This is a genomic window from Streptomyces sp. Ru62 (genome assembly GCF_002920615.1).
Lineage (GTDB): Bacteria > Actinomycetota > Actinomycetes > Streptomycetales > Streptomycetaceae > Streptomyces.
On sequence record NZ_PQSU01000012.1, the window covers coordinates 105,857 to 130,306 of the forward strand.

Sequence of the window (24,450 nt, forward strand, 5' to 3'; positions counted from 1 at the left end):
GCCGTACTGCCGTGACCGGCCGGACCGCCGTGGTCAGCCGTGGTGCCGTCGTCAGCCGTAGTGCCGTGGACGGCGCCGTCGACGCGCGGTATGGATACGCCGCCACGCGCGCGTGAGGCGTTTCCGCGTCTCACGCGCGCGTGGCGGCGTCGGCCGGCCCTGCGGGCGGGGGGGCAACTCCTGAGCCATGTGTGGGCGGGGGGCTACTCCTGCCGGTCGCGCCAGGGCAGCTCCGCCGTGACCACCGTCGGGCCGCCCGCCGGGGAGTCGACCACGAACAGGCCGTCCACCGCGCCCAGCCGGTCCGCCAGGCCCCGCATCCCGCTGCCCCCGTCCAGCCGGGCGCCGCCCCGGCCGTCGTCCCGGACCTGGATGAGCAGGCGCTCGTCCGTGCGCCAGACGTCGACGGAGGCGGACCGGGCCCCGCTGTGCTTGCTGATGTTCTGGAGCAGTTCGGAGACGGTGAAGTAGGCGATGCCCTCGATGGCCGCCGCCGGCCGGGCCGGCAGGTCGACGGTCACCGTCACCGGCACCGTGCAGCGGGAGGCGACCGCCGACAGGGCCGCGTCCAGGCCGCGGTCGGTGAGCACGGCCGGGTGGATGCCCCGGGCGAGGTCGCGCAGCTCCTGGAGGGCGAGCTTCACCTCGCCGTGCGCCTCGTCCACCATCGCCGCCGCCGCGTCGGGGTCCTCCAGGAGCTTCTCCTTGGCGAGGCCCAGCCCCATGGCCAGGTTGACCAGCCGGGCCTGGGCCCCGTCGTGCAGGTCCCGTTCGATCCGGCGCAGGTCCGCCGCCGCCGTGTCCACCACGACCCCGCGGTCGGACTCCAGCTCGGCGATCCGGCGCTCCAGCTCGTCCGAGGGCGACAGCAGCCCCCGCACCATCGCCCGGTCCAGGTTCGCCATGCCCCGCGCCAGGTACGGCAGCACGGGCCACAGCACGAACAGCGAGGTCAGCACCGTGACGAAGGTGAGGATGCCCCAGGGCAACCGGATGGCGTCGTACAGCAGCGTCCGCCAGCCCACCGGGTCCTTCAGCGCCATCCACAGCCGCTGCACCGGGCCCCCGCCCTTGGCGAGCGGCAGCGGCGACGGCTCCTCCACCCGCACCCCGAGCAGCTTCCGGGCCCGGGCCCGTTCCAGCTTGCCCAGCTGCCGGGCGCCCAGCAGCGACAGCGCGAGCAGCGGGAGACCGATCACGGTGAGGGTGAGGGCGCCGCCGGCCACCAGCACGGTGACCGCGTACGTGAAACCGAACAGCGCCACCGGCAGGTTCAGCAGGAGATACGCGATCTCCTTCCAGGTGTGCGCCTCATAGGCCGGCCGGGGCGGTGGCAGCCGGTGCAGGCCGTCGTGTCCGTCGTGTCCGCCGTTACCGGCACGGCCGTCACGTTCGTCGGTGCCGCCGGTCCGGTCGGCGGCGGGGCTGGGAGCGGTCATGCTGATCAGCCTGCCGTGCGCGGCACCGTCCACGCCATGCGGTACGCCGCCCTCCGCCGCCGGGGGAAAACCCCACCCCAGCCCGGGTACGGCTGTCCCACGGTCTGACGGGCTGCTTACCGGTTCTTTATCAGGGCCTAGACTCCCGTGCGTACAGGTCAACGAGGTCAACGAGGTCAGGGAGCGAGGGACGGACGGTGCGGGAGACGTTGGGGGACTCGTCGTACGCCGCGGTGAACGTCGTCGCGGCCGGCTACTTCCGGTCCTACTCGGTGGTCGGACTGCTCGCCCTCATCGGCGTGCTCTTCGTCGCGGTCGCCTTCGGCGCGGGCCGACTGCTGCGCCCGGTCGTGCCGACACCGGAGAAACTCCTGACCTACGAGTGCGGCGTCGACCCCGTCGGCGAGGGCTGGGCCCACACCCAGGTCCGCTACTACGTCTACGCCTTCCTGTACGTGATCTTCGCGGTCGACTCGATCTTCCTGTTCCCCTGGGCGACGGTCTTCGCCGCCCCCGGCTACGGCGCGACGACCCTGGTGGAGATGTTCATCTTCCTCGGCTTCCTCGCCGTCGGCCTGCTGTACGCATACAAGAAGGGCGTCCTGGCATGGACGTGAACCCCTCGACCCCCGAGTCCGTGTACCTGCCGGAGCCGAAGAGGCTGGGCGCGCTCGCCCGCCTCGCTCCCGAGCCGATGAAGGTCGTCCTGAACTGGGGCCGCCGCTACTCGCTCTGGGTGTTCAACTTCGGCCTCGCCTGCTGCGCGATCGAGTTCATCGCCGCGTCGATGGCCCGCCACGACTTCATCCGCCTCGGCGTGATCCCGTTCGCGCCGGGCCCCCGCCAGGCCGACCTGATGGTGGTCTCGGGCACGGTGACGGACAAGATGGCCCCGGCGGTCAAGCGCCTGTACGAGCAGATGCCGGAACCCAAGTACGTCATCTCCTTCGGCGCCTGCTCCAACTGCGGCGGCCCCTACTGGGACTCGTACTCGGTGACGAAGGGCGTCGACCAGATCATTCCCGTCGACGTCTACGTCCCCGGCTGTCCGCCGCGCCCCGAGGCGCTGCTCCAGGGCATCCTCAAGCTCCAGGAGAAGATCGCCCGCGAGTCACTGGGGGAGCGGTACGACAACGGGCCCGCCCGGCCGTCCGCCGCCGCCCTCCAGAGCGGCCTGGTGCGACCCCCGGCGCCGGACGGTGAAGGGGGCACGCGATGAGCACGGCCGCCGGCTGGCTGCCCGCCCCCGCGGAGGAACTCTTCGGTACGGAGGCCACGGCCGAGGAGTCCTACGACGTCCTGACCGTGGACGTACCGCCGTCCGCCTGGCTCACCGCCCTGGAGACGGCCAGTACGACCCTGTCCTGCACCTACTTCGACTGGCTGAGCGCGGTCGACGAGCCGGGCACCGGCTTCCGGGTCTGCGCGCACGTCGTCACCCTGCACCCGGTCCGCCGGCTCCTGGTCCGCACGACCGTGCCGCACGACGCCCCGGTCCTGCCCTCCGCCGTCGGCGTCTACGCCGGTGCCGCCTGGCACGAGCGCGAGACCCACGAGATGTTCGGGGTCGTCTTCGAGGGCCACCCGGGGCTGGAGCACCTCCTCCTCCCCGAGACCTTCGAGGGCCACCCCCTCCGCAAGGACTTCGTCCTCGCCGCCCGCGTCGCCAAGGCCTGGCCGGGCGCGAAGGAACCCGGCGAGTCCGAACACGGCGGCCCCAAACGCCGCCAGATGCTGCCCCCGGGCGTACCCGACCCCAACGAGTGGGGCCCCCTGAAGGGCCAGCTCCCACCCGCCCCGACCCGCCCGGCCAGGGCGGCGGGCCGCGCGGCGGGAGGCGCGGCCGGGGAGCGTCCGGTACGGCGCACCCGCTCGGCCTCGGAGGGCTCGGCCGGCCAGGCCGCCGCCGCGGGCGGGGCGGCGGACGCTGGTGCTGGTGCTGGTGCTGGTGCTGCTCCCGGTGCCGGTGCCGGTGCTGCCGGTCGGCCGCGTCGGGTGCGGAGTGCGAGCCAGGGCTCGGTGAGCCAGGCGGCGGAGCCGGGCGAGGACGCGGCGACGCGCAAGCAGGCCGCGACCGAGGGCGACGCCACCCGGGCGGCGGCGCAAGGACCCACGGAAGGGCCGGCCGCCGAGGCCTCGGTGGCGTACGAGCCCGGCCCGACGCCCGCACCCGCCCGGCCGCGCCGTGCCCGCAGCGCCTCGGAGGGCTCGGCCTCGCAGCGGACCCAGGCGACGCTGGAGCCGGCCTCGACGGAGGGAACCGGTCCGACGGCGTCGACGAAGCGGACGGAGCCCGCGGAACAGTCAGGCCCGGCACAGCGAACGGGACGGACGGAGCCGAGGGAACCGGCAGAGACGACGGAGTCGGCGGAACGGGCGGAGTCGACGGAACGGGCGGAGTCGACGGGACCGGCCGGCGCCACCCGCCCCGCCCGTCGGAGCACCGCCCCGCGCAGCTCCGACGCCCCGTGGCACCACGCCCGCCCGGCGTTCGCCGAGCCGGAGCCCACTGCCGGACCGGAGCCGCGGAAGGCAGCCGAGCAGGATCGGATTGCGGAGTCGGAGCCCCCTGCGGAACCGGAGCCCCCTGCGGAGCCGGAGCAGGCCGCGCAGTCGCAGTCGCAGTCGCAGTCGGCGTCGGCGTCGGGCGAGGAGCCGGCACCGGAGCCCGAGCACGAGCGCGCGCCCGCGCGCCCGCAGGCACCGGAGCCGAAGCCGGAGCAGGCGCGCGCCCCCGAGCCGCGCCCCGACGCCCCCGAGAACGACCCGACCACCCCCGACGACCCCGCAGGAGGCCCGCAGTGAACGGCGCGTTGGACGTCGCCCTGCGACTCGTGGTCGTCTTCGTCGTCTTCCTCACCTTCCCGCTGATCGTGGGCCAGACCGAGCACAAGGTGATGGCCCACATGCAGGGCCGGCTAGGACCGATGTACGCGGGCGGCTTCCACGGCTGGGCGCAGCTCATCGCGGACGGCGTGAAGTTCGCGCAGAAGGAGGACGTGGTCCCGGCGGGCGCCGACCGCCGCGTCTTCCAGCTCGCCCCCGCCGTGGCCCTGCTGCCGTACCTCCTCGTGCTCCTCGCCATCCCCATCGGCCCGAGCGAGGGCGCTGTCGGCCAGGTCCTGGACGCCGGTGTGTTCTTCGTGCTCGCGGTGATGGGCGTCGGCGTCCTCGGCTCGCTGATGGCCGGCTGGGCCAGCGCCAACAAGTTCTCCCTGCTCGGCGGCCTGCGCACGGCCGCCCAGCTGCTCGCCTACGAACTCCCGATGCTGCTGGCGGCGGCCTCGGTCGCGATGGCGGCGGGCACCGTCTCCCTGCCCGGCATCGTGCACGCCTTCCACTGGTGGTGGCTGCCGTGGCAGATCGTCGGCGCGATCGTCTTCTTCGTCGCCGGACTCGCCGAGCTGCAACGCCCGCCGTTCGACATGCCGGTCGCCGACTCGGAGATCATCTTCGGCGCGTACACCGAGTACACCGGACTGCGGTTCGCGCTCTTCCTCCTCGCCGAGTACGCCGGGATCGTCGTGCTGTGCGGCCTGACCACCGTCCTCTTCCTCGGCGGCTGGCACGGACCGTGGGGCCACGACGGCCTCGGCTGGGTCTGGACCCTGCTGAAGACCGCGATCCTCGCCTTCCTGGTCATCTGGCTCCGCGTCACCTACCCGCGGTTGCGTGAGGACCAGCTCCAGAAGCTCTCCTGGACCCTCCTCGTCCCCCTCTCCCTCGCCCAGATCGCCCTCACCGGCATCGTCAAGGTGGTGATCAGCTAACCATGGCTGTGCCGTCCCCACCCTCCCGTCCGCGCTTTCCCGGCTCCGGCCTCGCCAAGGGCCTGGCCGTCACCCTCCGCACGATGACGAGGAAACACGTCACCGAGCAGTACCCGGACGTCCTGCCCGAACTCCCGCCCCGCTCCCGTGGCGTGATCGGCCTGTTCGAAGAGAACTGCACGGTCTGCATGCTGTGCGCCCGCGAGTGCCCGGACTGGTGCATCTACATCGACTCCCACAAGGAGACGGTCCCGCCCGCCGCCCCCGGCGGCCGTGAGCGCAGCCGCAACGTCCTCGACCGGTTCGCGATCGACTTCTCCCTGTGCATGTACTGCGGTATCTGCATCGAGGTGTGTCCTTTCGACGCTCTGTTCTGGTCCCCGGAGTTCGAGTACGCCGAGACCGACATCCGTGACCTCACCCACGAGCGGGACAAGCTCCGCGAGTGGATGTGGACCGTGCCGGCCCCGCCCGCCCTGGACCCCGGCGCGGAGGAGCCCAAGGAGATCGCCGCCGCCCGCAAGACCGCCGAGAAGCTGGCCGCCGCCCAGGCCGAGCCGGCGGAGCAGCGGGAGGGGGAGTCGTGACCCTCGCCGCAGCCACGGTGGCCGCTTCCGGAACACCGGGCTTCCTGTCCCCGACCGGCGTCGAGATCGCGTTCCTGCTCGTCGGCCTGGTCACCTTCGGCGCCGCGCTGGTCACCGTCACCACCCGGCAGCTGGTGCACGCCGCCCTGTGGCTGGTGGTCGCCCTCGGCGGGCTCGCCGTGGAGTACCTGCTGCTCACGGCCGAGTTCATCGCCTGGGTACAGGTCCTGATCTACGTCGGTTCGGTCGTCGTCCTCCTCCTGTTCGGTCTGATGCTCACCCGGGCCCCCATCGGCCGCTCCCCGGACGCCGACTCCGGCAACCGCTGGGCCGCCCTCACGGTCGCGGTCGCCGCCGCCGTCGCCCTGGTGTGGGTGGTCGTCGACGCCTTCCGGACCACCTGGATCGACCTGGACGGCCCGGCCGCCGGCACCACCGAGGTCACCGGCGCGAGCCTGTTCCGGCACTGGGTACTGCCCTTCGAGGCGCTGTCCGTGCTGCTCCTCGCCGCACTGGTCGGCGCGATCGTGCTGTCCCGCAAGGGCAAGGCCGACGCCGGCCCAGCGGCCCCCGGGAAGGAAGGCGTCCGCTGATGCACCTCGCCTACCCCGCCGTACTCTCCGCCCTCCTGTTCTGCACCGGCCTGTACGGCGTCCTCGCCCGCCGCAACGCGATCCTGGTCCTGATGTCGGTCGAGCTGATGCTCAACGCCGTCAACCTCAACCTGGTCGCCTTCGACGTCTGGCTCAGCCGCGCCGCGCGGGAGACCCTGCACTCCGGCCAGGCGCTGACCCTGTTCACCATCGCCATCGCCGCCGCCGAGATCGGCATCGGCCTGGCGATCGTGCTCGCCGTCCACCGCAACCGCGGCACCTCCGACATCGACAAGCTCCGCGACACCGCCGAGGGCCCCGGCACCGAGGGGCCCGGCACCTCCGCGGCCGAGAAGGCTGAGGCCACCGCGTGACCACGACCACCCTCGCCGTCCTCGTCCCCCTGCTGCCGTTCCTCGGCGCCGCGGCCGGCCTGCTCCTCGGCCGCACCGCCCCCGGGTTCGTCCGCCCGCTCGCCGTGCTGCCGCCGCTGGTCTCGCTGGTGCTGGCCGCGCTGGTCGCCGTGCGGCAGGGCGGCGACGCGGCCGTCGACGCCCACACCGAGCTGACGCCCACCGGATCGGTGCCGATCGAGCTGGCCCTGCACATCGACGGCTTCGCCGCGCTCGTCGCCGTCCTGGTCGCGTTCGTCGCGGCCTGCGTGCAGATCTACTCCACCGGCTACCTGCGGGACGACCCGCGCTACCCCTCGTACGCCGCCCTCGTCTCCCTGTTCACCTCCGCGATGCTCCTGGTCGTCTACTCCGGCGACCTGATCGTGCTGCTGGTCGGCTGGGAAGTCATGGGCATCTGCTCCTACTTCCTGGTCGGCCACTACTGGGAGACCCCCGAGGCCCGCGCCGCCTCCCTGAAGGCCTTCCTGGTCACCAAGCTCGGCGACGTGCCGTTCCTCATCGGTCTGTTCGCGCTGGCCGCCGACGCCGGGTCGTTCCGCATCACCCGCGTCCTCGATGCCGTCGCGAGCGGCGGCATCGACCACCCGACGGTGATCGCGCTGCTGCTCCTCGCGGGCGTCGCGGGCAAGTCGGCGCAGTTCCCGCTGCACACCTGGCTCCCGGACGCGATGGCGGGCCCGACGCCCGTCTCGGCGCTGATCCACGCCGCGACGATGGTCGCCGCCGGTGTCTACTTCACCGCCCGTCTCCTCCCGCTCTTCGAGGCCTCCCGGGCCGCGATGGTGGTCCTCGCCGTCATGGCCGCCGTCACGATGGCCGGCTCCGCTCTCGCCGCGCTCGCCCAGGACGACATCAAGCGCGTCCTCGCCTACTCGACGATCGGCCAGCTCGGCTACATGACCGGCGCCCTGGCCGTCGGCGACCGCGGTGCCGCCGTCTTCCACCTCCTTACGCACGGCGCCTTCAAGGCGCTGCTGTTCCTCGCGGCCGGCGTGATCATCCACGCCGCCGGCACCAACTCGCTGGCCGCCATGTCCCGGATGCACGGCCTGCGCGACCGCATCCCGGACGCCTACTGGACGATGACCGTGGCGCTGCTCGCGCTCGCCGCGATCCCGCCCTTCAGCGGCTTCTTCTCCAAGGAGTCCGTCCTCGGCGCCGCCGAGCACGTGACCTCCGGCCACACCGAGCGGGCCCCCGGCGCCGCCGGCTGGATCGTCCTCGTCGCCGGCCTGGTCACCGCCCTGCTGACGGCCGCGTACGCCACCCGGCTGTGGCTGCTGGCCTTCCGCGGCCGGGGCGCCGAGGCCCCCGACCACGGCCGCCAGCCGCTGACGATGACCGTGGTGCTCTGGGTCCTGGCGATCCCCTCCCTCGCTCTGGGCGGGCTCGCCTACCGGGCGCTGCCCGACTGGTTCGACGGCCGGGACCTGACCCCCACCCTGCTGACCTCCGTACTGGGCACGGGTCTCGCCCTGGTCGGCGGGCTGCTCACCTACGGCGCCTGGCAGCGCACCGCCGCGCTCGCCGCCCGCGTCCCGCTCGGTGCGGTCGCCGCCCACCCCGAGGAGGACGCCGGACTGGTCGAGGCCGAGGCCATCGCCACCCACGAGCCGGCCTACGGCGACATCGCCTACGCACCCGACCCGGCGGACCCGTCACGGCTGCTGCTCGGCCCCCTGCACCGGCACGCGGCCGCGGGCTTCCGCCTGGACGCCGTGTACACGGCGCTGTTCGTCCGCCCGGTCCAGGCCGGGGCGAGTCTCGTCCGGTTCCTCGACCGCGAGGTCGTCGACACCTACGTACACGGCGCCGCCGCCGTGCCCCGGCTGCTCGGGGCCGCCGTGCGGCGGGCGCAGACCGGCAACGTGCAGACCTATGTGAGCGCGCTGCTCGCCGGCACCGTCGTCCTGGCGGTCGCCGTCCTCCTCGTCGCCACGGGAGCGTGAGCAGGCGTGATCGATATCAGCGAGTCCGTGATGCAGTTCCTTCTGGCATTCGTCGTCGTCGGCCCGCTCCTCGGTGCCGTCGCCGCTCTCCTGCCGGCCCCGCCCGGACTGAAGGGGAAGTCGCCCGGGCAGGCCGTGCTGCGCCACGGTGTGACCGTGACCGGCGCGGTCCTCATCGCCGCGATCGTCCTCGCGCTCGGCTTCGACCACGACCACCCGTCGACGATGCAGGCCACGACCGACATCAGCTGGATCCCCGCACTCGACGTGCGGATCCACCTCGGCATCGACGGCATCTCCCTCCCCCTTCTGGTCCTGACCGCGCTGCTGACCTTCCTCTGCGCGCTCTACTCCTACTTCAAGCCGCCGTCGGGGCCGTCCCCGAAGGCGTTCGTCGCCCTGCTGCTCCTGCTGGAGGCCGGCACCCTCGCGACCTTCGCCGTCCTCGACCTGCTGCTGTTCTTCCTCGCGTTCGAGATGGTGCTCATCCCGATGTACTTCCTCATCGCCCGCTGGGGCGGCGAGGGCCGGACCCGGGCCGCGTGGAAGTTCATCCTGTTCACGCTGCTCGGCTCCGTGGTCATGCTGCTCGGCCTGCTCCTGATCGGAATCAAGGCGGGCACCTTCGACATGGTGGCACTCGCCACTGACAACGGCCGGTCGCTGAGCACGTCCGTGCAGGTCACCGCCGTTCTGGCGATCGGGATCGGACTCGCGGTGAAGGCGCCGATGTGGCCGCTGCACAGCTGGCTGCCCGACGCCCACACCGCCGCGCCGACCGTCGGCTCGGTCCTGCTGGCCGGTGTCCTGCTCAAGATGGGTACGTACGGTTTCGTCCGTATCCTGCTGCCGGTGGCGCCGGACGGTTTCCGCACGTTCGCGCCGTACCTCGCCGCGTTCGCCGTGGTCGGGATCATCTACGGGTCCCTGGCCTGCCTGGCCCTCGCCAAGCGGGGTGCGAAGGGCGACCTCAAGCGCCTCATCGCGTACTCCTCCGTCGGCCACATGGGCTTCGTCCTGCTCGGCATCGCCACCATGACCCCGACCGGCGTGAACGGCGCCCTGTTCGCCAACATCGCCCACGGCCTCATCACCGGCCTGCTGTTCTTCCTGGTCGGCGCCCTGAAGGACCGCACCGGCAGCACCGACCTCGACAGCCTCGCCGAGGAGACGGGCGCCGCCCTGTACGGAAGGGCCCCACGCCTCGGCGGCCTGCTCGCCTTCGGCGCCGTCGCCTCCCTCGGCCTGCCCGGACTCGCCGGGTTCTGGGGCGAGATGCTGGCCCTGTTCGGGGCGTTCCAGCCCGCCGCCGGCCTCAGCCGTCCCGGCTTCCTCACCTTCATGGCGATCGGCGCGTTCGGCACCCTGCTCACCGCCGCGTACATGCTGATCGTGGTCCGCCGCGTCTGCATGGGCGGCGCGGAGCGGGAGGTGCCCAAGCTCGCCGACGTCCGCGGGTACGAGTTCGCCGCCTGGACCCCGCTCGTCACCCTCACCGTCCTCGCCGGACTGTGGCCGAAGGCCCTGCTCGGCCTGACCGACCCGGCCGTGCAGCAGCTCCTCGCAGGAGGCACCCGATGAGCGCCCAGCCGCTTGCCGAGTCGCTGGTCCAGTCCGTCGACTGGCTCGCGATCGCCCCGCCCACCCTCGCGGCCGTCGTGGCACTCGTCGTCCTCGTCGCCGACCTCTTCCTGCCGGAGCCCCGCAAGGCCGTACTCGGCTGGATCTCGGTCGCGGGCCTGGCCGCGGCGACCCTGCTGCTCCTGCCCCTCCTGGACGGCGACCGCAGCACCTTCTGCCTCACCGGCCCCGCGCGCGCGTGCAGCTACACCGCCGACCACTTCACCCTCGTCATCCAGTTCCTGGTCCTCGGCGGCGCCCTGCTGGCGGCCCTGCTCTCCGTCACCCACCTGGACGACGAGCGACGGCGCGTCCCCGCCGGCGAGTTCTGGTTCCTGCTGCTGTCCTCCGCGGCCGGCGCCGCCCTGCTGCCCGCCTCCCGGGACCTGGCCACCCTGATCGTCGCCCTGGAGGTCGCCTCCCTGCCGGCCTTCGCCCTCGTCGGCATCCGGCACGGCGACAAGCGGTCCTCCGAGGCCGCCCTGAAGTTCTTCCTGTCCTCGGTCACCGCCACCGCGGTCAGCCTGATGGGCATCAGCTTCGTCTACGCCTCCACCGGCACCCTCTACCTCACCCAGGTCGCCCAGCGCCTCCCGCACGTCGACGGACAACTGCACACCCTCGCCCAGACCGGCGTCGTCCTCACCCTCGTCGGTTTCGCCTTCAAGACGGCCGCCGTGCCCTTCCACTTCTGGGTGCCCGACACCTACGTGGGCGCGCCCCTGCCCGTCGCCGCCTACCTGTCCGTCGTCGGCAAGGCCGTCGGCTTCTCCGGTCTGATCCTCGTCACGGTCGTCGCGTTCCCGTCGTACGCCGACGTCTGGGGGCCCGCGCTCGCCGCCCTGGCCGCCCTCACCATGACCGTCGGAAACGTCGCCGCCCTGCGTCAGCAGGCCACGCGCGCGTACAGCGCCGTACGCCTGCTGGCCTGGTCCTCCGTCGGCCAGGCCGGCTACCTGCTGGTGCCGATCGCCGCCGCCGGGTACACCAAGGACGCCCAGAAGGCGATCGGCTCCACGGTCGCGTACGCCCTGATGTACGCCGCCGTGAACCTCGGCGCTTTCGCGGTGGCCGCCCTGGTGGGCCGCGGCCGCGCCCTGAACCGGATCAGCGACTACCGGGGCCTGTACGCCACCAATCCGCTCAGCGCGCTCCTGCTGGCCTTCTTCCTGCTGTGCCTGGCCGGGCTGCCGCCGGGTGTCATCGGTCTGTTCGCCAAGGTCACCGTGTTCTCGGCGGCCGTCGACGCGGGCCTCGGCTGGCTCGCCGTCGTCATGGCCGTCAACGTCGTGATCGCCCTCTTCTACTACCTCCAGTGGACGGCCCTGCTGTTCCGCGCCCCCGAGGGCGAACCCGCCCGGCACCGCGTCCCGGCGCCCGTCACCGCCACCCTCGCCCTCACCGGAGTCCTCGCCGTCGCCCTCTCCGGAGCACCCCAGCTGGTCCTGCGCTTCGCGACCGGCGGACTGTTCTGAGGAGTCGCCACGCGCGTGTGGGGCACCCGTGCCGGCACGCGCGCGTGGCCGAACCCGCACGTCACCCGCACGGCCGTCGCGCACCGCCGTACGCACTGGGGAACTCGCGGCCGCCGCCTGGCGTTGTCATCAGCGGGAGGGTCCACTGGATCAGAGTGTTCCCCAGCTGCACGACTTGGAGGGCGCACCGTGCACCGCCGGCACAACGGGCTCAGGACCGCCGTACTCCTCGGGGGACTGTCCGCACTCATCATCGTCATCGGTAGCTTCTTCGGCCGCGCGGGACTCGTCGTCGCGGTCCTGGTCGCTCTGGGCACGAACGCGTACGCGTACTGGAACAGCGACAAGCTGGCGCTGCGCGCGATGCGTGCCCGCCCGGTCAGCGAGTTCGAGGCGCCGGCGCTGTACCGGATGGTGCGGGAACTGTCCACGCAGGCCCGCCAGCCCATGCCCCGGCTGTACATCTCGCCGACGGAGGCCCCGAACGCCTTCGCCACGGGCCGCAACCCGCGCAACGCGGCCGTGTGCTGCACCGAGGGCATCCTGCGCCTGCTGGACGAGCGGGAGCTGCGCGGCGTCATCGGGCACGAACTGAGCCATGTCTACAACCGGGACATCCTGATCTCCTCGGTCGCCGGCGCGCTCGCTTCCGTGATCATGTTCCTGGTCAACTTCGCCTGGCTGATCCCGGTCGGCCGCTCGGACGACGACGACGGCCCCGGCCTGTTCGGCATGCTGCTGATCATGATCCTCGGCCCGCTCGCCGCCACCCTGATCCAGCTGGCCGTCAGCCGCTCCCGGGAGTACGAGGCGGACGCCTCCGGCGCCCAGCTCACCGGCGACCCGCTCGCCCTGGCCGGCGCCCTGCGCAAGCTGGAGACGGGCACCCGGCAACTGCCGCTGCCCCCCGAGCCCCGGATCGAGACGGCGAGCCACATGATGATCGCCAATCCGTTCCGTCCGGGTCAGGGACTGTCCAAGATGTTCTCCACGCACCCGCCGATGGCGGAGCGTATCGCCCGGCTCGAAAAGATGGCGGGCGGCCACCGGTGAAGGCCGTATTCGCCGTTTCGGTGGGCGTTGTTCCCGACTTGGTGAACCGCGCGGAATCCTGAGGCTGTCCGGGGGAAAACGCGGGCTTTACCGCGCGCCCGGGGATTGTGCGAGGCCCGCCGTCGCCATCCTGTGCTCTGAGAATCGGCACCAGGACGACGAAAGGTTGGCCGAGTGAAGCTCACCAAGCGGTTCGCCGCGATCAGTACTGCCGCGATCACGGTGGTGCTCTTCAGCGCCGGCGGCGCACAGGCTCAGGGCGACGGGGGACTCCTGCCACGCCTGGGCGTCACGTCGCTGCTCCAGGCCCCCTACCGCGGGGCGCTGGGAGGCACCGACACGCAGAGCACGACGAACACGACGACTCGCAACAACACCAACAACAATAATAACAATAACGCCGGCGGGGTGAACAACAACAACAATAACAACAATAACGGGGACAGGAACACGAATAACAACACCAACAACAACAACATCCTCGCTGGACCGCAGACGCAAGGCGGCGGGGGACTTCTCTCGGTTCTGGGTGTCCCGCCACTTCTGCAGATCTGTTACCCGACGGGTCAGGCCGCGCAGGGGAACAACACCTTCACCGGCAGCCAGAACATCAACTGCAAATTCAGTTGAGCTGACGAATCCGTCGCGCAGCCCTATCCGCGCCCGGGATGGTGCAGCTTGCGGGCGGCCTCGTGGCGGGTGTGGACGTCGAGTTTGGTCAGTACGGCGCCCACGTGATGCCCCGCGGTCTTGGGGCTGATGTAGAGGCGGGCGGCGATCTCGGCGTCCGAAAGACCCTCGTCCAGCAGTTTCAGGACGTCCATCTCCCGGTTGGTGAGCCGGTACGGATTGGCGCGGGTGGCCGGCCGCGGGCCTCGCCGGACCGGGCGGACACCCCGGTCGCGCATCACGGAGCGGGTGCGGGCCACGGCCGGCCGGGCGCCGAGGGCCTCGAAGGCGGACAGGGCCTGGCGCAGCGCGGGCGCGTCACCGGACAGACGGGCCAGCGCGGCGTCGTACGGGCAGCCGAGCCCGTCCCACCGGGCCGCGGCGCCGGCCCAGTCGCCGGCCAGTTCCAGCGCGTACGGTCCGGCCGCCGGAACCCGCGGAGGCTCTCCTCCGGCGCGGCGGATCCAACAGGCCAGCGGACCGGACAGCCAGGGATGGTTACGGTCCGCCAGCGCGGCCAGACCGCGCCGGCCATCGGCCTGAACCTGCTCCTGATCACCGCCCAGCCAGGCCGCCTCGACCCGGGCCTCCCATCCCAGGCCCGTGTCCAGCAGGCACCCCGGATCGACCAGGCTCGCCGCCTGGTCCAGCAGCGGCCACCCCTCGGGCCTGCCCTGGCGGGCCCGTAGCAGGCCCAGCACGGTCAACGTCATGGCCCGGGCGACCGGTGGCGAGCCGGGGTGGGACAGGACCTTCTCCGAGACATCGGCGGCCTGCGGCCACAGGCCCCGGTGGAGCAGCCCCCAACTGCCCCAGGCCCTCGCGCACAGCAGATAGGCCGGCAGGCCGCGATCGAGGCAGTAGGTCTCCGCCCGGCCCACGGCCGCGGCCGACCGGGCGGCGTCCCGCCGCAACGCGGCCAGCCAGCACAGGACGAGCGTCAGGAAGCCCGTGTCCAGCGACAGGTCCCGCGCCCTCGCGTCCGACACCGCCTGCTCGCAGTCCTCCCAGCCGTGCCCGTCGCTGAGCAAGCGTGCCGCCGCGGCATGGAAGCGCGCCTGGACGAGCACGCCCGCATCGCCGGAACGCTCACCCAGAGCGATCGCCTTCTCGGCGTGGGCGGCGACCACCGCCACGCCCTCATGCGCGTAGCAGGCCAGCTGACAGAGATTCAGGTACGACCTCGCCAACTCCCGGCCCGGGGTCAGCTCTTCGAGTACCCGCACCGCGTCCAGGCCGGTCCTCCTGGCCTCGGCGGTCTGGCCGGCCGGCCACAGCCAGCATGACAGCCGGCGCAGGTCATCGCCTTCACGCAGCCGGTCGCCGAGCGCACGGCGGAGCCTCACCGCCGTACGGCACGAGGCGATCCCCACGTCGAGCTGGCTGGACAGGAGACAGGCCTGGGAATGGCCCTCCAGCAGAGAGATGTGCTGCTCGGGCGGCAGGCGGTCGGCGTACCGCAGGGCACGGGCGTACTGGGCGGCGGCTTCCCGGTGCGCGCCCAGCCCGGCGGCACGGACGGCCGCTGCGGGCGCGTACTCCAACACGGCGGCCGGGTCCCCGGCGCCGTCGGCATGATCCGCCAGCAGCGGCAGATCCTCCGCGGCGACCGGGCCGGACCGCATCGCCGCCAGCACCTGCCGGTGGACCCGCAGACGGTAGGCGGCGGGCACGGCCTCCAGCACCGCCAGCCGGGTCAGCTCATGGCGGAACTCCGTCACCTGCCCGTGGGTTCGCACGATTCCGCAGGCCGCGGCCTCGTCGAGAGCCTCCTCCGGGGTCGGCAGGATGCCGGCCAGCAGGGGCAGCGGGACCCGGACCCCCAGGACGGCCAGGACGTCGACCACCCGGCGCGCCGCGCCCGACAGGCCCGCCAGGCGGCCGGCGACGGCCTCACGCACCGTGGCCGGGATGGGTTCGGCGGGCGCTGCCAGGATCTCGGCGACGATGAAGGGGTTGCCGGCGGAGAGGCGGTACAGCTGCTCGGTGTCCACGGTGCGTCCTGTGGCCAGTCGGGCGACGGCCTCGCGGCTCAAGGGGGCCAGATCGTGGCGGTACACCCACGGGTAGCCGGCCAGGGTGCCGAGGAAGGCGGTCAGACCGTGGGTGCGGCCGATCTCGTCGTCGCGGTACGTGGCCAGAACCAGCGCCGGAACGTTCGGCAGGCGCCGGGCCAGGTACCGCAGCAGGTCCATCGTGGCCTGATCAGCCCAGTGGATGTCCTCGACGACCAGCAGGCTGGGGTAGGCACTCAGGTCGGCGAGCAGGCAGTCGTAGACCTCGTCGGAACGGCTGGTGCCGGTCAGCGTGCCCGTCAGGGCGGTGCGCGCCTCCCGGCCCAAGCGCGGAGCCAAGTCCAGCAGTGGGCCCAGGGGGCGGGGTGTGGCGAGCGGGTCGCAGGCGCCGATCACGACCCGGACGTGGGGATCGGCGAGTTGGGCGAGACGGTGGACGACAGCGGTCTTGCCGATGCCGGCCTCGCCCCGGACAAGCGCCAGACGTCCAGGGCCGCTCACGGCTGCCTTCAGGTGACCGGTGAGGTCCTGGAGCACGGCCTCTCGCTCTAGAAGGTCCATCACCAGTCAGTTTCCCCCCGTGGCCGGAGCCGCGCAAAAGATCCAGACCGATCAAGACCCCCGGACCGGCGGGGTCTTGCTGTGAGCTGCCGGGGCGGCATGTGGGGCGTGCCGGAGTACGAGGTGGGGTGCCACGGGCGGAACTTGGGGTGCTCACCCGATGCGCCCGCCGACCGCGGCTGGGCATGCTGGCCGGAGAGTGTCAGACCCGGGTGTCCTGCTTTTGCCTCCCGAACGACTCTGGCAGTGCATGCAGCATCTGAAACTCCCGGGAACCGGTCTGACAGGGCATTGCCATCGGCGGATGCCTTTCACCATCGAAATGGACTGCGATCTGCGACGTCCATGCCCGCGGAAGGGAAACATCATGGCGAAGAAGTACGCCAAGCGCGCGGCCCTGATAGCCGCATCAGCAGCTCTGGCTGCGGGAGGCACGCTGGTGCCGTCGAGCGCGTTTGCCGCCCCGGCACCCACCGGAATCCACGCGATGGCGCCGAGCGATAACGGCGGGAACAACAACAACAATAACAACAACAACAACGGCAGGGGCGGCAACAACAACAACAATAACAACAACAACAACGGCAGGGGTGGGAACAACAACAACAATAACAACAACAACGGCAGGGGTGGGAACAACAACAACAATAACAACAACAACGGCCGGGGTGGGAACAACAACAACAATAACAACAACAACGGCCGGGGTGGGAACAACAACAATAACAACAACAATAATGGCGGCGGAGGTGCGAACAACAACAACAATAACAACAACAACGGCGGGGGTGCGAACAACAACAACAATAACAACAACGGCGGGGGTGCAAACAACAACAACAATAACAACAACAACGGCGGCGGTGCGAACAACAACAACAACAACAATAACAACAACGGCGGGGGTGGAAACAACAACAACAACAATAACAACAACGGCGGAGGCGGGAACAACAACAATAACAACAACAACGGCTGAACTTGAGGGTTCGGCGGCCGGGTGTCAGTTCCCTGGCCGCCGGACTGTCGTGTTCCCGCCTCGCGGTGCTCCTTCTGCTCGCATATCTCGCGGTGATGAAAATGCAGAAAGCGGCCTTGCGCAAAGGCCTTCTTGCAGTAGTGGCGACCTGCTGCACGGCGCTGGGCGCATGGGGAGTCGCGACTGGTGAAGCAAGTGGCTCACCAGCGCATACGGCGACTCGGTGCTACGCGACGCGGGGCAGTCCGAACGATATCGTGTGCTACCGGAACTCCTGGAAGGCAGAGTTCAGGCACGGCGAAGTAGTCTACGTGCCATTTCGCGTTCAGGTGCCCAAGCCTTCACATCCGCCGTCCGTGATTCTCGTCGACAACCTGAACGAAATTCACCCGTGATCGCCCTAGGCGTCACAGCCGCCGTCCCCCCACACCTCGTCGCAGCCGCGGTCCGAATCCTGGGAATACGTCGAGACGGGCGCCGGGGTTGTCGCCGAAGCGGTTTCCGCCGTACCTGACCCGGCAGCGCTGGTCAGGAGAAGGCCGAGCGCGAACACCATGAAGCGGCGCCCGGTGCACTGTGTACTCGTACGGGCCGAACAAAGCCACCACATAAGCCCATTGTCGGACACTGTCCGGGCTGATTCCAGTCGAACCGAGGTAAGGGAGACCCAGGCAATGAGGGGGCCGGGTTCAGCGTCCGCCGAATGCCTCGTCCGTGGGCACGACCTCCTGTCCCAGCGGCATGAGCGAGATGGGAATGAGCTTCAGGTTCGCCCAGCCGAAGGGAATTCCGATGATCGACAGGAACAGAGGGATGCTCGTGATCAGGTGGGCCAGCGCGAGCCACCAGCCGGCGAAGACGAGCCAGACGACATTGCCGACGCACGACGGCGCCCCCGCCCCAGGCCGCTGCACGGTGGTGCGGCCGAACGGCCAGAGCACGAACCCGGCGATACGCAGCGACGCGATACCGAACGGGATGGTGACGATCAGGACGAAGCAGATCAGGGCGGCGACCAGGTAACCGATCGCCATCCAGAGCCCGCAGAAGACGAGCCACAGGATGTTGAGCAGCAGGTTGAACACCTTCATGACCGGTACCTCTCCAGGCAGCTCGATCGGCTGGCCCGCTACCGCAAGTATCAGCGGATCACGCGCCCGGGAGGAAGTGGAGTGTCCCTCGCCGAGGCCCTTGGCGGAGCGTTCCTGAACGAGGTGGCGGTGCGCGCTCCGGCCGGCCCTCGGGCGTCGGCGGCGCCGCGCTTGGCGGCCCCCGGAGCCGATGGGGCGCACACCGGCGTACGTCACCCCGGGGACCGCCCCGCCCACCACCGCCGTACGCCGTAGGCCGCCCCGCCCACCGCGAGGACGCCCGCGCCGACGGCCACCGAGCCCGGGGGCAGGGCGAACGCCAGCGCGGCGCAGCCCAGCAGGCCCACCGCGGGCACCATCCGCGAGCGCGGGGCCGCGCTCAGCGTCCAGGCCGAGGCGTTGGCGACGGCGTAGTAGGCCAGCACACCGAAGGACGAGAAGCCGATCGCGCCGCGCACGTCCACCGCCGCGGCCAGCACGGCGACCACCGCGCCCACGGCCAGTTCCGCGCGGTGGGGCACCCGGAAGCGCGGGTGCACGGACGCCAGCGCGCCCGGCAGGTGCCCGTCCCGGGCCATGGCGAGCGTCGTGCGCGAGACACCCAGGATGAGCGCGAGCAGGGAGCCCAGCGCGGCGACCGCGGCTCCGGTCCGCACCACGGGCACGAGCCCCGGCACCCCGGCCGCCCGGACCGCGTCGGCCAGCGGCGCCGTCGCCTGACCGAGCCGGCCCGCGCCGAGGACGGCGAGCACGGCGACGGCCACGCACGCGTACACCGTCAGCACGATGCCCAGGGCCAGCGGGATCGCCCTGGGGATCGTGCGCGCCGGATCGCGCACCTCCTCCCCGAGGGTGGCGATCCGGGCGTATCCCGCGAACGCGAAGAACAGCAGTCCGGCCGCCTGGAGCACCCCGTCGGCACCCGCCGACAGCCCGACGTCCAGCCGCCCCGCGTCGGCCCGCCCGGAGGCCAGGCACACCACGACCACGGCCGCGAGAACGGCCAGGACGACGGCGACGATCGCCCGCGTCAGCCACGCGGATTTCTGGATTCCGCCGTAGTTGACGGCGGTCAGGGCCACCACCGCCGCTACCGCCACGGCGTGCGCCTGCCCTGGCCACGCGTACGCGCCCACGGTGAGCGCCATGGCCGCGCAGGAGGCCGTCTTGCCGACCACGAAGGCCCAGCCGGCCAGGTAACCCCAGAAAGCGCCCAGCCGCTCCCTGCCGTACACGTAGGTCCCGCCGGAGGCCGGGTAGCGGGCGGCGAGCCGGGCCGAGGACGTGGCGTTGCAGTAGGCCACCACGGCGGCGAGGGCGAGACCGGGCAGCAGCCCGGACCCGGCCGCGCGCGCGGCCGGCCCCAGAGCGGAGAAGACGCCGGCGCCGATCATCGAGCCGAGGCCGACGACCACGGCGTCCCGCACGCCCAGAGTCCGGCGCAGCCCGGCGTCCGTACGTGTCATGCGCCGCACCCTACTGATCGCGGCAACCGGCGGGTGGATCCGTGACGTCCTCTTCATCGACACGGCACGAACACGCGCGCGACGCGCCGCGGGTCCGGGAGCGAGGACTCCCAGGGCACCGACAGCGCGGACACAGCGCGGAAGGGCAGGTTCACGGCATGAGCATCATCGGTTGGATCATCCTGGGACTGCTGGCCGGAGCCATCGCCAAGGTCCTCCTGCCGGGACGCGACCCCGGCGGCTTCATCGGTACGACCCTCATCGGCATCGCGGGCGCGTTCATCGGGGGCTGGATATCGGCCCGCTGGCTGGACCACCCCATCAGCAAGCACTTCTACGACGGCGCCACCTGGGCCGCGGCCGTCGGCGGCTCGCTGGTCCTGCTGATCGTCTACCGGATCCTGTTCGGCAACTCACGCGACTGAGCGCTCGGCAGCCGCCGGGGCGCGGCAGTGGTCGAGGCGCGGCAGACGCGAAGGTGGGCACCGCACCGCACGGTTCCGCCCCGCGGGGCGCGGGGTGCCCACCCTTCTCTCTTACTGCTGGTTCTTACCGGTAGTTCACGAACTGCAGCGCGAAGTCGAAGTCCTTGCCCTTCAGGAGGGCGATGACGGTCTGGAGGTCGTCGCGGCTCTTGGAGCTGACGCGCAGCTCGTCGCCCTGGACCTGGGCCTTCACGCCCTTGGGGCCCTCGTCGCGGATGATCTTCGCCACCTTCTTCGCGTTCTCCTGGGAGATGCCCTCCTGGATCGACGCGAAGATCTTGTACTCCTTGCCGGAGAGCTGCGGCTCGCCCGCTTCCAGCGCCTTCAGCGAGATGCCACGCTTGATGAGCTTCGACTGGAAGACGTCGAGGACAGCCTTCACCCGGTCCTCGGAGTTCGCCTCCATGAGGATCTTGTCACCGGACCACGAGATCGAGGCCCCCACGCCCTTGAAGTCGTAGCGCTGCGAGATCTCCTTGGCGGCCTGGTTGAGGGCGTTGTCGACCTCCTGCCGCTCGACCTTCGAGACGATGTCGAAACTGGAGTCGGCCATGTCCTGTGGCTCCTTGTATCGGGGTGCGTATCGGGTGCGTGCCGGCGTGCGCGGCGGCGACCGCCGGGCCCGGTGGAGTACCGGGCCGCATCCGCACCAGCCTAGCCACCCCGCGACCCGCCGGGTGGAGATCAATCGGGTGGCGAAGCACCCCCGGGCATCGGGTATTGTTTACGTCGTTGCCGGGGAACACCGCCGAAAGCGGGTTCGAAGCGGCAGCACCACCCGGCGGTGTGCCCGAGCGGCCAAAGGGAGCAGACTGTAAATCTGCCGGCTCAGCCTTCCCAGGTTCGAATCCTGGCGCCGCCACACGGGAGCGAGGCCCCGTGATCTGCGAGAGCAGATCACGGGGCCTTCGTCGTTGTCTCCGGGTGTCGCCGGCAGGACGGGGGTACCCGCTGGTCGCGCTCCGGCCCCATACCTCACTAGAATCGAACGTGTGAACGAGGACCGTCCGCTGACGCGTCTCGACATGCTGCGCTTCGCCCGCCGCGTCGTCGAACACCAGGCCGCCAGGCAGCTTGCGCTGATGGACCGGTGGATCGCCGACGAGGAACGCCGGGAGACCGAACGGCGGCGCCGCCTCGGCGCCCGGAAGTCCGCCGCGGAGTGGGTCATCGAGCGCGGTCCCAACGGCCGGAGCGCGGTGTACGTCCACGTCGGCGGCTGTACAGGTGCCGACGGCGGGCGGGCCAGAGGCGTCGGCCGGCAGCAGGCGGTGCGCGCTCTCACCGAAGAAGGAGTTCCCGCGTGCCCGCTGTGCCGACCGGACACCGCGCTGGGGATTCTCGAATGACCGGCCCGGGTGCGGGCCCGGCCGGTCCGGATGATGCTGGAGCCATGGCCGGGAAACGTCCCATCATCGTGCACCTGCCGTCCCCGACCGGCGGTCGCCGGGTACGGGTGGACGGCGAGATCCTCGGCCTCGCGCACAACGTGCGGGACCTGGTGGAGTTCCTCCGCCGGGCGGGGCTGGAGATCGAACCGGAGGAGGTGGCCGACTCACCGCTGATCGACTGGCGCGGAGTGGGCCCCGACCGGTGGGAGGCGGAGACCCGGACCTGATCACGCCACCGTCGTCGACCGGGAGAGTACGTCCACCGCCCGCTCGGGCACACTGACGGCATGTCCTCCCGACGCAGAACCTGCCCCGTGTGCCACCGCGACATCGCCGTCGTCGCGGGCCGATTCGCACGGCACGACCCGCCCGGGGCGCGGGAGAACGGGGAACTCGTCTCCTGCGCCGGGTCGCGCCGGCCGGCGCAACTCGGGGCGGTGCAACCGTCCTTGGACGGTTACGCCGTGCCCGACTTTCCCGGGCAGCTGCCGCTGTTCTGAGCCCTGACGGGCCGGCAGTGCGCGGGCAGGGGTTTTCCACGGCTCGTCAGCAGGCGTGCGGGGAAGGCGAGGCGGGCTCGACCGGTCAACGGCCGGAGGCCCGGCTCAGTTCCCGGCCACCGACTTCACCGCCACCGACACCGGCGTCGAACCGCTGATCAGCTCCAGCGTGAGACCGGCCGTCGCCGGCGTGTCCACCAGTTCCGCGAGGATGGCCGCCACGTCGTCCCGGGGGATCGAGCCGCGCCCCGTGTGCGCCTCCAGCCGGACCAGGCCGGTGCCCGCGTCGTCCGTCAGCGAGCCCGGGCGCAGGATCGTCCAGTCCAGCGCCTCCTGCCCGGTGACGTAGGCGTCGGCCTCGCCCTTGGCACGCAGGTACACGTCGAAGACGTCGTCTCCCTGGTGCGCGGGATCGGCGCCCATCGAGGACACCACCACGAAGCGGCGCACGCGCGCGCGTACGGCCGCGTCCGCGAACAGCACCGCCGCGCCCCTGTCCACGGTGTCCTTGCGGGCCGCGCCGCTGCCCGGGCCCGCGCCGGCCGCGAACACCGCCGCGTCCGCGCCCTGAAGGTGCGCCGCGACCTCCTCGACCGAGGCGGACTCAAGGTCGAGCAGGACCGGTTCGGCACCGGCCGCGCGCAGATCGTCGCCCTGTTCGGGTTTGCGGATGATGCCCGCGACCTCGTCCCCGCGCGCGGAGAGCACACGCTCCAGCCGCAGCGCGATCTGACCATGACCACCAGCGATGACAATGCGCATGCAACCGACCGTACGCCCGGGGAGCCGCATCCGCCGCACGAGTCGACCGCCCCGTCCGGAACACCCCGGACACGCGCTCGCGCCCCGGGCGCCCGCTCCCTCCACCGGCCCCCGGCAACGCCGGCGCCCCCCCACCCGCACCGGCCCCCGTTCACGACAGCTCCCCCCGCCCCTGGCGCGGCAGGCCCAGTTCCGCTGTTGCCGCTGTGTTGCAGTACTCGCGGACCGCGCTCGTGCGGGCCACCACTCGGCCGCGGTGGACGACGATCCGGCTGTAGGCCAGGGACAGCGCGCCGGGGAGGTGGTCGCCGCGTACGGCCAGCAGTTCGGCCGGGAAGCCCGCTTCCACGCGGACCTCCGGCAGGCCCAGCACCGCGCGTGCCGAGGCGCACACGGCGTCGTAGGCGTCCTCGGGGCGCAGGCCATGGGCGGAGGCGAGGAGGTAGGCGGCCTCCAGTGGGTCGCCGCGACCGACGGGGTTCGACACGTCGCGCAGGGCACCGCTGCCGGCCGCCACCCGCACCCCGGCCGCGCGCAGCAGCCGTACCGGCGCCGTGCCCCGCCGGTCGACGCCGCCGCAGCCGCCCTGGGGCAGGCACACGACCGTCACCCCGGCCGCCGCGAGCTGGTCGGCGACGCGCGAGGCGGCCTCGGTGGGCAGGCGCGCGAGACCGGCGCACGGTCCGATCGTCACGCCGGGGCGCAGGCCCCCCGCCATGGCCGCGAGCCGGGAGAGCCGGGCCGGGTCGGCGGCGTCCGTGTGCAGGTCCACCGGGCAGCCGTGTTCGGAGGCCACCTCCAGGACCGTCTCCACGTAGCCGGTGGGGTCGGGGTCCAGGTCCGGGCAGCCGCCCACCACACCGGCGCCCATCTTCACCGCGTCCCGCAGCATCGCGAGCCCGTCGGCCCCGGCCACCCCGGTCAGCAGCCGTGGCATCGCCACCGCCGTCAGCTCCGCCAGCCCCCGCAGCGACCGCCGCGCCTGGAGGACCGCGCCCAGCGCGCCGAGCCCCTGGACGTCGCCCACGCGCACATGCGCGCGTACCGCCGTCGCGCCGTGCCCGAGCTGGAGCAGGGCCGCCTCCGTGGCCCTGCGCTGGACGTCCTCGGGCGCGTACGACGCGGGGCCGGGGTGTTCGGCGGACAGGGCGGTGTCGCCATGGGCGTGCGGTTCGGCCGGCGCCGGCAGGAGCAGGTAGCCGCTCAGGTCCACGCGCGCGGCGCTCTTCCGGGCCGGGCCCGGCGCGAGACTCCCGGCGGTGCCCACGGCCTCGATGTGTCCGCCGCCCAGCCGTACGTCCACCGTTCGGCCGTCGGTGAGCCGCGCCCCGCAGAGCAGGAGCGCGGCCTGGTCGGACGGTCCGGAGGACCCCGACGAGTTCGACGGCGGTTGCGGTTGCGGCTGGCTGTCGGGCATCGCGCTCCAGGGTGGGGCCGGGGGGCGGGTGGGGCGGCGTGGAGGAACCGGGGCCGTCCACCGCCCCAAGATCACGCAGAGTGAGTCGAGCCTAGGGCGACGAACCGCGCGGGACGCGCAGGAGCGCAATAGTCGTACCGGCGTGGCCCGCCCACGCGGCACACGCGTCGCCCACGCGCGCGTGCGGGCGAGGCGTGGCCCGCCCACGCGGC

At 71.9% G+C, this 24,450-nt stretch carries 24 protein-coding genes and 1 tRNA gene; 18 read left to right on the plus strand and 7 right to left on the minus strand.

Annotated elements, in window-relative coordinates:
* Positions 1 to 203 precede the first annotated feature (203 nt).
* On the minus strand, positions 204 to 1,439 hold the full coding sequence (locus C3492_RS17885; RefSeq protein ID WP_258055752.1) for a sensor histidine kinase: 1,236 nt from the start codon (positions 1,437 to 1,439) through the stop codon (positions 204 to 206).
* Between the two features lie 197 nt (positions 1,440 to 1,636).
* Here C3492_RS17885 and C3492_RS17890 point away from each other — a divergent pair, with 197 nt between their 5' ends.
* The 12 genes from C3492_RS17890 (at position 1,637) to C3492_RS17945 (ending at position 13,532) form a co-directional block, all read left to right on the plus strand.
* Entirely contained in the window at positions 1,637 to 2,056 is a 420-nt protein-coding gene (locus C3492_RS17890) for an NADH-quinone oxidoreductase subunit A (RefSeq protein WP_103812756.1), read from the plus strand.
* Positions 2,047 to 2,658, plus strand: coding sequence for an NADH-quinone oxidoreductase subunit B (locus tag C3492_RS17895; protein WP_103812757.1), 612 nt, complete (start codon positions 2,047 to 2,049; stop codon positions 2,656 to 2,658). Before C3492_RS17890 ends, C3492_RS17895 begins: the two co-directional genes overlap by 10 nt.
* Positions 2,655 to 4,244, plus strand: coding sequence for an NADH-quinone oxidoreductase subunit C (locus C3492_RS17900; protein WP_146075697.1), 1,590 nt, complete (start codon positions 2,655 to 2,657; stop codon positions 4,242 to 4,244). Before C3492_RS17895 ends, C3492_RS17900 begins: the two co-directional genes overlap by 4 nt.
* A complete protein-coding gene (locus tag C3492_RS17905) occupies positions 4,241 to 5,209 on the plus strand; it encodes a complex I subunit 1 family protein (RefSeq protein WP_103812758.1) in 969 nt (322 codons plus the stop codon). The genes C3492_RS17900 and C3492_RS17905 overlap by 4 nt, the downstream gene beginning before the upstream one ends.
* 2 nt (positions 5,210 to 5,211) lie before the next feature.
* On the plus strand, positions 5,212 to 5,796 hold the full coding sequence (locus tag C3492_RS17910; RefSeq protein ID WP_103812759.1) for an NADH-quinone oxidoreductase subunit I: 585 nt from the start codon (positions 5,212 to 5,214) through the stop codon (positions 5,794 to 5,796).
* Positions 5,793 to 6,389, plus strand: a complete 597-nt coding sequence (locus C3492_RS17915; protein WP_103812760.1) for an NADH-quinone oxidoreductase subunit J — start codon at positions 5,793 to 5,795, stop codon at positions 6,387 to 6,389. Before C3492_RS17910 ends, C3492_RS17915 begins: the two co-directional genes overlap by 4 nt.
* Positions 6,389 to 6,763, plus strand: coding sequence for an NADH-quinone oxidoreductase subunit NuoK (gene nuoK / locus C3492_RS17920; RefSeq protein WP_103812761.1), 375 nt, complete (start codon positions 6,389 to 6,391; stop codon positions 6,761 to 6,763). The genes C3492_RS17915 and nuoK overlap by 1 nt, the downstream gene beginning before the upstream one ends.
* Positions 6,760 to 8,754 carry an NADH-quinone oxidoreductase subunit L gene (locus C3492_RS17925; RefSeq protein ID WP_103812762.1) on the plus strand — a complete coding sequence of 665 codons (1,995 nt, stop codon included), beginning with the start codon at positions 6,760 to 6,762 and terminating at the stop codon, positions 8,752 to 8,754. The genes nuoK and C3492_RS17925 overlap by 4 nt, the downstream gene beginning before the upstream one ends.
* Before the next feature lie 6 nt (positions 8,755 to 8,760).
* Complete coding sequence (locus tag C3492_RS17930; RefSeq protein ID WP_103812763.1) at positions 8,761 to 10,335, plus strand: NADH-quinone oxidoreductase subunit M; 1,575 nt, start codon at positions 8,761 to 8,763, stop codon at positions 10,333 to 10,335.
* On the plus strand, positions 10,332 to 11,849 hold the full coding sequence (locus C3492_RS17935) for an NADH-quinone oxidoreductase subunit N (RefSeq protein WP_103812764.1): 1,518 nt from the start codon (positions 10,332 to 10,334) through the stop codon (positions 11,847 to 11,849). Before C3492_RS17930 ends, C3492_RS17935 begins: the two co-directional genes overlap by 4 nt.
* Positions 11,850 to 12,038: 189 nt before the next feature.
* Positions 12,039 to 12,902, plus strand: coding sequence for a zinc metalloprotease HtpX (gene htpX / locus C3492_RS17940; protein ID WP_103812765.1), 864 nt, complete (start codon positions 12,039 to 12,041; stop codon positions 12,900 to 12,902).
* A gap of 174 nt (positions 12,903 to 13,076) precedes the next feature.
* Positions 13,077 to 13,532 carry a hypothetical protein gene (locus C3492_RS17945; RefSeq protein ID WP_103812766.1) on the plus strand — a complete coding sequence of 152 codons (456 nt, stop codon included), beginning with the start codon at positions 13,077 to 13,079 and terminating at the stop codon, positions 13,530 to 13,532.
* Positions 13,533 to 13,555: 23 nt separating this feature from the next.
* On the opposite strand, the gene C3492_RS17950 is transcribed toward C3492_RS17945, so the two are convergent.
* Positions 13,556 to 16,147 (minus strand): AAA family ATPase, encoded by a 2,592-nt coding sequence (locus C3492_RS17950; protein ID WP_103812767.1) that lies wholly within the window; start codon positions 16,145 to 16,147, stop codon positions 13,556 to 13,558.
* Between the two features lie 367 nt (positions 16,148 to 16,514).
* Between C3492_RS17950 and C3492_RS44655 the strand changes: the two genes are divergently transcribed.
* Entirely contained in the window at positions 16,515 to 17,126 is a 612-nt protein-coding gene (locus tag C3492_RS44655; RefSeq protein ID WP_181140429.1) for a hypothetical protein, read from the plus strand.
* 689 nt (positions 17,127 to 17,815) lie between these two features.
* Here C3492_RS44655 and C3492_RS17960 read toward each other — a convergent pair.
* Both C3492_RS17960 and C3492_RS17965 read right to left on the minus strand, forming a co-directional pair.
* Entirely contained in the window at positions 17,816 to 18,217 is a 402-nt protein-coding gene (locus C3492_RS17960) for a YccF domain-containing protein (RefSeq protein WP_103812768.1), read from the minus strand.
* A 212-nt stretch (positions 18,218 to 18,429) separates the two neighbouring features.
* Complete coding sequence (locus tag C3492_RS17965; protein WP_103812769.1) at positions 18,430 to 19,683, minus strand: APC family permease; 1,254 nt, start codon at positions 19,681 to 19,683, stop codon at positions 18,430 to 18,432.
* Positions 19,684 to 19,841: 158 nt separating this feature from the next.
* Here C3492_RS17965 and C3492_RS17970 point away from each other — a divergent pair, with 158 nt between their 5' ends.
* The gene (locus C3492_RS17970) at positions 19,842 to 20,108 is read left to right on the plus strand and encodes a GlsB/YeaQ/YmgE family stress response membrane protein (RefSeq protein ID WP_014674331.1); all 267 of its coding nucleotides are present in this window, start codon (positions 19,842 to 19,844) and stop codon (positions 20,106 to 20,108) included.
* 124 nt (positions 20,109 to 20,232) lie between these two features.
* On the opposite strand, the gene C3492_RS17975 is transcribed toward C3492_RS17970, so the two are convergent.
* A complete protein-coding gene (locus tag C3492_RS17975; RefSeq protein ID WP_103812770.1) occupies positions 20,233 to 20,721 on the minus strand; it encodes a YajQ family cyclic di-GMP-binding protein in 489 nt (162 codons plus the stop codon).
* A 227-nt stretch (positions 20,722 to 20,948) separates the two neighbouring features.
* On the opposite strand from C3492_RS17975, the gene C3492_RS17980 reads away from it, so the two are divergent.
* The 4 genes from C3492_RS17980 (at position 20,949) to C3492_RS17995 (ending at position 22,059) form a co-directional block, all read left to right on the plus strand.
* A tRNA-Tyr gene (locus C3492_RS17980) sits at positions 20,949 to 21,030 on the plus strand.
* Positions 21,031 to 21,160: 130 nt separating this feature from the next.
* Entirely contained in the window at positions 21,161 to 21,517 is a 357-nt protein-coding gene (locus C3492_RS17985) for a DUF6233 domain-containing protein (RefSeq protein WP_103812771.1), read from the plus strand.
* 44 nt (positions 21,518 to 21,561) lie between these two features.
* Positions 21,562 to 21,786 carry a hypothetical protein gene (locus C3492_RS17990; RefSeq protein WP_030641125.1) on the plus strand — a complete coding sequence of 75 codons (225 nt, stop codon included), beginning with the start codon at positions 21,562 to 21,564 and terminating at the stop codon, positions 21,784 to 21,786.
* Between the two features lie 60 nt (positions 21,787 to 21,846).
* On the plus strand, positions 21,847 to 22,059 hold the full coding sequence (locus tag C3492_RS17995; RefSeq protein ID WP_103812772.1) for a hypothetical protein: 213 nt from the start codon (positions 21,847 to 21,849) through the stop codon (positions 22,057 to 22,059).
* Between the two features lie 105 nt (positions 22,060 to 22,164).
* Here C3492_RS17995 and C3492_RS18000 read toward each other — a convergent pair whose 3' ends face one another.
* Complete coding sequence (locus C3492_RS18000; protein ID WP_103812773.1) at positions 22,165 to 22,821, minus strand: NAD(P)H-binding protein; 657 nt, start codon at positions 22,819 to 22,821, stop codon at positions 22,165 to 22,167.
* A 151-nt stretch (positions 22,822 to 22,972) separates the two neighbouring features.
* The gene (locus C3492_RS18005; RefSeq protein ID WP_103812774.1) at positions 22,973 to 24,238 is read right to left on the minus strand and encodes an amidohydrolase family protein; all 1,266 of its coding nucleotides are present in this window, start codon (positions 24,236 to 24,238) and stop codon (positions 22,973 to 22,975) included.
* Positions 24,239 to 24,450: the final 212 nt, after the last annotated feature.